This window comes from Vibrio sp. 10N.222.48.A3 (genome assembly GCF_041475345.1).
Lineage (GTDB): Bacteria > Pseudomonadota > Gammaproteobacteria > Enterobacterales > Vibrionaceae > Vibrio > Vibrio tasmaniensis_A.
Genome location: NZ_JBFRVX010000556.1, coordinates 1 through 6,807, shown reverse-complemented (window position 1 = coordinate 6,807; position 6,807 = coordinate 1). Strand labels below are relative to the sequence as shown.

The 6,807-nt window shown below is 42.5% G+C and carries 8 protein-coding genes; 5 read left to right on the top strand and 3 right to left on the bottom strand.

What is annotated here, in order from left to right; translation table 11 throughout:
- The 3 genes from AB4653_RS15895 to AB4653_RS15885 form a co-directional block, all read right to left on the bottom strand.
- A partial coding sequence (locus tag AB4653_RS15895) for a histidine kinase dimerization/phospho-acceptor domain-containing protein (protein WP_372104692.1) occupies positions 1-1,053 on the bottom strand: 1,053 nt, incomplete at its 3' end.
- Positions 1,053-2,237, bottom strand: a complete 1,185-nt coding sequence (locus AB4653_RS15890; protein WP_009846705.1) for an FIST signal transduction protein — start codon at positions 2,235-2,237, stop codon at positions 1,053-1,055. The genes AB4653_RS15890 and AB4653_RS15895, both read right to left, overlap by 1 nt.
- 115 nt (positions 2,238-2,352) lie before the next feature.
- Positions 2,353-2,718: a hypothetical protein gene (locus tag AB4653_RS15885; protein WP_009846706.1), complete on the bottom strand. Its 366-nt coding sequence runs from the start codon at positions 2,716-2,718 to the stop codon at positions 2,353-2,355.
- 252 nt (positions 2,719-2,970) lie between these two features.
- Between AB4653_RS15885 and ccoN the strand changes: the two genes are divergently transcribed.
- The 5 genes from ccoN to AB4653_RS15860 all read left to right on the top strand — a co-directional run bounded on the left by ccoN (position 2,971) and on the right by AB4653_RS15860 (position 6,761).
- A complete protein-coding gene (gene ccoN, locus AB4653_RS15880) occupies positions 2,971-4,404 on the top strand; it encodes a cytochrome-c oxidase, cbb3-type subunit I (RefSeq protein WP_009846707.1) in 1,434 nt (477 codons plus the stop codon).
- An 11-nt stretch (positions 4,405-4,415) separates the two neighbouring features.
- On the top strand, positions 4,416-5,036 hold the full coding sequence (gene ccoO, locus AB4653_RS15875; RefSeq protein ID WP_004742292.1) for a cytochrome-c oxidase, cbb3-type subunit II: 621 nt from the start codon (positions 4,416-4,418) through the stop codon (positions 5,034-5,036).
- 9 nt (positions 5,037-5,045) lie between these two features.
- Entirely contained in the window at positions 5,046-5,222 is a 177-nt protein-coding gene (locus AB4653_RS15870; protein ID WP_009846708.1) for a CcoQ/FixQ family Cbb3-type cytochrome c oxidase assembly chaperone, read from the top strand.
- Entirely contained in the window at positions 5,222-6,196 is a 975-nt protein-coding gene (gene ccoP / locus AB4653_RS15865) for a cytochrome-c oxidase, cbb3-type subunit III (protein ID WP_009846709.1), read from the top strand. Before AB4653_RS15870 ends, ccoP begins: the two co-directional genes overlap by 1 nt.
- 85 nt (positions 6,197-6,281) lie before the next feature.
- The gene (locus AB4653_RS15860) at positions 6,282-6,761 is read left to right on the top strand and encodes a FixH family protein (RefSeq protein WP_009846710.1); all 480 of its coding nucleotides are present in this window, start codon (positions 6,282-6,284) and stop codon (positions 6,759-6,761) included.
- The last annotated feature ends 46 nt before the right edge of the window (positions 6,762-6,807 follow it).

Below are 6,807 nucleotides of genomic sequence, written 5' to 3'. Positions count from 1 at the left end.
GGTAATAGAAACATGTACATGCCCGTGTTCAGTGAACTTTATTGCGTTACCAATGAGATTAAAAAGGATCTGTGCTAAGCGACTTGGGTCGATGTAATGTAGTTCACCTTCTGGAATGTCGCTAGTTAGGGTTAACGACAACCCTTTATCGTCTGCTATCTTCTTTTGTTCAGATAAAACAAAAGTTACAGTGTCTCTTGCATTGCTCCATTGAGGAGCCAACGAGAAGCATCCAGATTCAATCTTTGAAAAGTCCAATACATCACTGATGATCGCCAATAGGAGTTCAGATGATGTACTCATATTTAACAATATAGACTGTTGTTCATCATTCAGCGGTGTGGACTTTAGCGTGTCGATTAAGCCTATGGTGGCGTTTAGCGGCGTTCTTAACTCATGACTCATCATTGCTAAGAATTCAGATTTGGCTTTGTTGGCTCTTTCTGCGTCTTTTCTTGCTGCTACGAGTTCTGCTGTACGTTCTCGGACTGTCGCTTCAAGTTTTTCTTTGTTTTCAATATCGAAAACAGCACGCTCAATCAGCGGTCGAAATCGGTTTAGAGTGGCTTTGGTTTCAATACTAAAGTGTTTGGTATTGGAATGGATAAAGATGATAACGGATTGTGTAAGCCCGCTATCAATACCAGTAATCAGTACGGAGTTAATTTGGTCTAGGATAATGGGATGCAAAGTGCTGAATTCACCCAGAGATTTGGGTTCAAAAAGAATGGCACATTCTCCATTAATGACTCGCGATAGCTTGCCACAATCTGTCCAATTCATTTGTTCGAATACTTTGTTATTGGTTAACAGGGTTTTGAAACTACCTTCATTCCCTACTCTTGATACCACAATAAAATCATCAAACTTTATGTATTTTTTGAGTGCGAATTCGAGACTAGAAAATATTTCAGATATGTTACTCGCCTTACTGATCGCAGAGATAGTCGATAGGATCACCCTATTCTCTTCAGCTAATTTACGTTCACGGACCTTTAGTTTTTGGAGTTCAATACGAGCTTCTTGCAGCGCTTCCTGGTCTTCAGTATCCATTACTTTTTCAGCCTATAAAACGTTGCAGACGATACCATCAAATTTCCGTGCGCATTCTCACCACCAGAGAGTCTGCCTTGCTCACCAAACGTAAATGGACATATGTATGGAAGCCCACCAAGTGCGTGATTGATTTGGTCACAAACCTCATCCATATCTTGTTTTAGGTGCAGCATTGGTCCTGCACAGAATATGTTGATCGCCCCTAATTTTTCTTCAAGATCCATATCATTATAGTAAGACGAATGAATGATGTTAGCGGCACGGCTGATAAGTTGTTGCTTAGAGCCTTGCATCAAATAGATGGTGTCACCTTCATTGATATCAGTGAACAACTCGATACCGTTACACTCAGTTTCTCTGATCGAATGCGACAACTTGAAATATGGGTAGTCGTAAGAAGAACCGACCTTTCGACCTAATGGATAAACTGTCGACTTTTCAAAAATATACCCATCATCACTGCCACCTAAATGAAAATTAGTCCATTCATTATAAACGGTGGTCGCAGGCCTATGGTCGATCTCTAACAATATTCGATTTCTTACTTTGGTGACGGTGCCTGAATACTGAGTGGGTGTATGACCGGCGCTAAAAGATGAATAGATGGATTGTGACGCAAAAAACACCGTTAAAGAGACGCCATTAATAGCAAGAGCTTCTTCGGTAAAGATACTCCAATTTCCAGACACTTGATTGTCTGCTGCGCTTCCACCAATAATCGGCACCTCTGTGCCAAATTTGTTATCGATGGCCGCCATCACCTTCTCTTCATTTCCTGGGGTGGAATGGAGCAAGATAAGATCGGGTATTTCACCTTCTCGGTTGGCGTTCTTTAATGCTTTATCGATGGCGCTGAATGTACTACGGTCTATGGAATCGCCAAAGTGACTGATGCCGGTACCGTAGGCATTGATCCCGGAATCATAGATGATGAGTATCCCAATCACAGGGCCTGAATGGAACCCTGTTTCGGTCATAATACCGTGACAAGTGGTGCAGCCATGTATTGGTGTATTCGGGAGCGCATCTACCAAATATCTCTGCACAGCAAGTGTGGAGTACTCTTCGGTGCAGTAGCAGATAAGACAGGCAATATCGTCAGGGTTTGCCACCCCACTGAGCAGCTCATCTACTGCGATTTTATCGTCTAGGGAATAAGAGACTTTTGATAGAAATTTCATAGATCTCGGAAGATTTTATTAATGCTCTCTTTATAACACTTTTATACAATCTATTTCACTGACTTAGTACATATTTCTATCAAAAGAATTGAGGTGAGACTAACTTGTTACTGTGTTATTCCTTAGAAAGGTTTACAGAAAGTGTGGCTATCTGTTGTGGAAATGTAACCGTTATTGAGGAGTTCTGAGCGTTCGTTCGTAACAGCCAAATTGATGCCCCTTTTTCTTCTAGAGTTCCACTCTCATTATAGTTAATGATAAATTTACCAGTTTTAGATGTTTCGATCGAATACCCTAGGTTATCACCCGAAATTAAAACATTATGTTTATCAATAGTAATTTGGCAAGGTTTAGAAATTATACAGTTTACTGTTTCGTCATTGTCGTATGTCACTGTTCTCCAAGTAAATGCAGCTATTAAAATAACCAACATGACGATAATTTGAACAAGCCTGCCTTTTGTTAGCTTTTGTGCCGCCATTATAATCTTTACTCCTTGTTACAAAGTTCAAAGTTTTTAAATAAAAATCCAATTCCAGACCAAGCGTAAGGTTACTACTCTGTCATTGATTTGTTAATTCAAGTATAGTGTCGCGTTGAAAATGCCACTTTTTTTTAAAATCAGCAAGTGGAAATAAAGCTCTGAATAGGCTGAATTTCCTTTTCTAATTTGGGTGGCATTACGACGTGAGTCGTGTTGGAAGTAAAGTGTAGTAAATAAGAAATTGGAAGCATGCAAATGAGCCAAGAAAAGCAGCTTGAACAAAACTACAACTATACGGTCGTCCGTCAATTTACCCTCGTTACAATTTTGTGGGGTATTGTCGGTATGGGCGTTGGTGTTTTGATTGCCGCTCAATTAGTTTGGCCACAGCTAAACTTTGATACGCCGTGGCTGACGTACAGTCGTTTACGTCCCCTGCATACTAATGCGGTTATTTTTGCGTTCGGTACAAGTGCGCTGTTTGCAACATCATATTATGTTGTGCAACGTACCTGTCAGACGCGTCTCTTTGGTGGCCCTCTCGTAGCCTTTACCTTTTGGGGTTGGCAAGCGATTATCCTGTCCGCTGCAATTACTTTACCGTTAGGTTTAACCTCTGGTAAAGAATACGCAGAACTTGAATGGCCAATCGATATTGCTATTACTCTTGTGTGGGTAGCTTATGCGGTCGTGTTCTTCGGAACCATGATTAAGCGTAAGACATCGCACATTTATGTAGCTAACTGGTTCTTCGGAGCCTTCATCATCACGGTTGCCGTGTTGCACATCGTTAACAGCCTGGCTGTTCCTGTATCTGCGTTTAAATCGTACTCGATTTATTCCGGAGCGATCGATGCAATGGTGCAATGGTGGTACGGACACAATGCGGTAGGCTTCCTATTGACAGCTGGTTTCCTAGGTATGATGTATTACTTCGTTCCTAAACAAGCTGGTCGCCCTGTTTACTCTTACCGTTTGTCGATTGTTCACTTCTGGGCTCTTGTGTCTCTGTATATTTGGGCTGGTCCTCACCACCTACACTACACAGCACTTCCAGACTGGACTCAGTCTCTAGGTATGGTTATGTCTTTGGTTCTGTTTGCTCCATCTTGGGGTGGCATGATCAACGGTATTATGACTCTATCTGGTGCGTGGCATAAGCTACGCTACGACCCTATCCTACGTTTCCTAATCGTTTCTCTATCATTCTACGGCATGTCGACTTTCGAAGGCCCTATGATGGCAATCAAAACGGTTAACGCACTATCTCACTACACGGACTGGACTATCGGTCACGTTCACTCTGGTGCGCTAGGTTGGGTTGCGATGGTTTCTATCGGTTCGGTTTACCACTTAGTTCCTAAACTATTTGGTCAAGAGCGTATGTACTCTGTATCTCTAATCAATGTTCACTTCTGGTTAGCAACGATTGGTACGGTTTTCTACATTGTTGCAATGTGGATTTCTGGTGTGATGCAAGGTCTGATGTGGCGTGCAGTTAACTCTGACGGTACATTAACTTACAGCTTCGTTGAATCTGTAGAAGCATCTTACCCGTTCTACTTTGTACGCTTCTTAGGTGGTTTTATCTTCCTATCTGGTATGTTCCTAATGGCATACAACACGTACAAAACTGTTTCTGCACCTAAAGATAGCCTTAAAGCTATCCCTCAACCGGCTTAAGGAGATTTAGAATGAGCTCAAATTCAAATAATCGCCATGAGTTGGTAGAGAAGAACGTTGGCCTACTGGCGATCTTGATCGTTATTGCTATCAGTTTTGGTGCTTTAGTAGAAATTACCCCTCTTATTTTCCAAAAGCAGACGACTGAACCTGTAGAAAACCTACGCGTTTACTCTGCTCTGGAAATGGAAGGTCGTGATATTTATATCCGCGAAGGTTGTAACGTATGTCACAGCCAAATGATTCGTCCTTTCCGCTCTGAAACTGAACGTTACGGTCACTACTCTGTAGCGGGCGAAAGCGTTTGGGAACACCCATTCCTATGGGGTTCTAAGCGTACTGGTCCAGATCTAGCGCGTGTTGGTGATCGTTACTCTGATGAGTGGCACCGTGTTCACCTTATCGACCCTCGTGAACTTGTTCCTGAATCAAACATGCCTGGTTTCCCATGGCTTGCTGAGAATGTACTTGATGGCAAATTGACTCAACAGAAGCTTGAACTCTTCCGTAATCAATTTGGTGTTCCTTACACAGACGAACAAATTGCTAACGCTAAACAAGATGTTGAAGGAAAAACAGAGATGGATGCAATCATCGCTTACCTTCAATCGCTTGGCCACGCAATGAAATAAGGAATAATTATGGACATTATTACATTTCAAAGTGTTTGGACTGTTACTGTTTTTGCTTGCTTCATCGGCATCGTTTGGTGGGCATACGGCAAGAATCGTAAATCACGTTTCGACGAAGATGCGAACCTAGTGTTTGCAGACGACGAGCCGGCAACAAGTTCTAAAAATCAAGGAGTGACAAAGTAATGAGTACATTCTGGAGTATCTGGGTTAGTGCGATTACGATTGGTACCCTAATTGGTTGTGCTGTCTTGCTTCGTTGGTGTTTTAAAGATCGAACTGGCGTAGAAGAAGGTCATGATATGGGCCATGAATACGATGGTATTCGTGAGCTTAATAACCCACTACCAAAATGGTGGACATACCTTTTCATCAGTACGATTGTGTTTGCAGCGGTTTACCTTGCTCTTTACCCTGGCCTTGGCAATTTTAAAGGTCTACTAGGTTGGACAAGTTCAAACCAAGAAGTTCGTAGTATTGAAGAGTCTCGCTCTTCGATTGCTGCGGCTCAAGCGAACAAGCAGTTAGACGAGTACGCGAAAGAGCTTGATGACGCCAACACCTATTTTGGTGAAGCATTCAAAAAGCTAGCTCACGACGAAAATGGTTTACGTTCTGTCCCTGACATTGCATCAGATGCTGACGCAATTAAAGTGGGCCAACGTTTATTCTTGCAAAACTGTTCTCAGTGTCACGGCTCTGATGCTCGTGGTCAAAAAGGTTTTCCTAACCTAACTGATGACGCATGGCTATATGGTGGTGAACCACAAGCTATCGTGACAACAATCATGCATGGTCGTGTTGGCCAAATGCCAGGCTGGAAAGATGCACTTGGCGAGCAAGGCGTTAAAGAAGTGGTTAGCTACACGCTTAGCCTTTCTGGACGTAGTGTGAATGCTCGTGAAGCTGAAGCTGGTAAAGCACGCTTTGTTGTATGTGCTGCATGTCACGGTACAGATGGTAAGGGTAACCCTGCTGTAGGTGCACCTGACCTGACTGACCGCGACTGGTTGTTTGGCGACTCTCGCGCAGCTGTGACGGAAACAGTAATGTACGGACGCTCTGGCGTGATGCCTGCTTGGAAAGACATTCTAGGCGAGGATAAAGTACAACTGATTTCATCATACGTGTGGAGCTTAAGCAACTCGGATAATAAGTAACATTTCAATAACAGCCTCTTTCTAAGAGGCTGTCTTTCCTTTATTTTATAACCCCTTCTTTTTATTCTTTTTTGAGATCTTTTTTATGGTAAAGCCTTGGTATAAACAGTTTTGGCCGTGGTTCTTAATCGCGTTGCCAGCGACAGTAGTTATTTGGACCATCATGACGGTTATTGTGTTCACACAGAACTCTGTAGACCTAGTGACTGAGGATTACTATAAAAAAGGAAAAGGCATTAATGTCGACATTTCAAAAGTAAATATTGCAAAGGAACTCGGCCTTTCAGCTTCAGTTAACGAGAAAGGTAACTCAGTTATCATTACTCTTGAGAAAGGTAAACTCGATCACTTCCCTGCGATTAACGCAATGTTTGTTCACAGAACACTGCCTGACCGCGATTTTACTCAACTACTGACAGCGGATGCGAAAGGCAACTACACCATGACTTTGGATCACGAAATGCAAGGACCATGGTTTATTGAGCTTTCTCCGCATGATTCTGAATGGTTAGTGCAAGGTCGCATGAACTTCCCTATTGATACTCCTACTCAACTAACGAATTAAAGCTTATGTGTGAATCCTGTTATCACTGCGGTGAAGATGTACCAGC

What these genes read in the sequence shown, in the direction of transcription:
- ccoO (WP_004742292.1), top strand. Translation starts at nt 4,416, where the DNA reads ATGAGCTCAAATTCAAATAATCGCCATGAGTTGGTAGAGAAGAACGTT.
- AB4653_RS15890 (WP_009846705.1), bottom strand. Translation starts at nt 2,237, where the DNA reads ATGAAATTTCTATCAAAAGTCTCTTATTCCCTAGACGATAAAATCGCA.
- AB4653_RS15870 (WP_009846708.1), top strand. Translation starts at nt 5,046, where the DNA reads ATGGACATTATTACATTTCAAAGTGTTTGGACTGTTACTGTTTTTGCT.
- ccoN (WP_009846707.1), top strand. Translation starts at nt 2,971, where the DNA reads ATGCAAATGAGCCAAGAAAAGCAGCTTGAACAAAACTACAACTATACG.
- AB4653_RS15885 (WP_009846706.1), bottom strand. Translation starts at nt 2,718, where the DNA reads ATGGCGGCACAAAAGCTAACAAAAGGCAGGCTTGTTCAAATTATCGTC.
- AB4653_RS15860 (WP_009846710.1), top strand. Translation starts at nt 6,282, where the DNA reads ATGGTAAAGCCTTGGTATAAACAGTTTTGGCCGTGGTTCTTAATCGCG.
- ccoP (WP_009846709.1), top strand. Translation starts at nt 5,222, where the DNA reads ATGAGTACATTCTGGAGTATCTGGGTTAGTGCGATTACGATTGGTACC.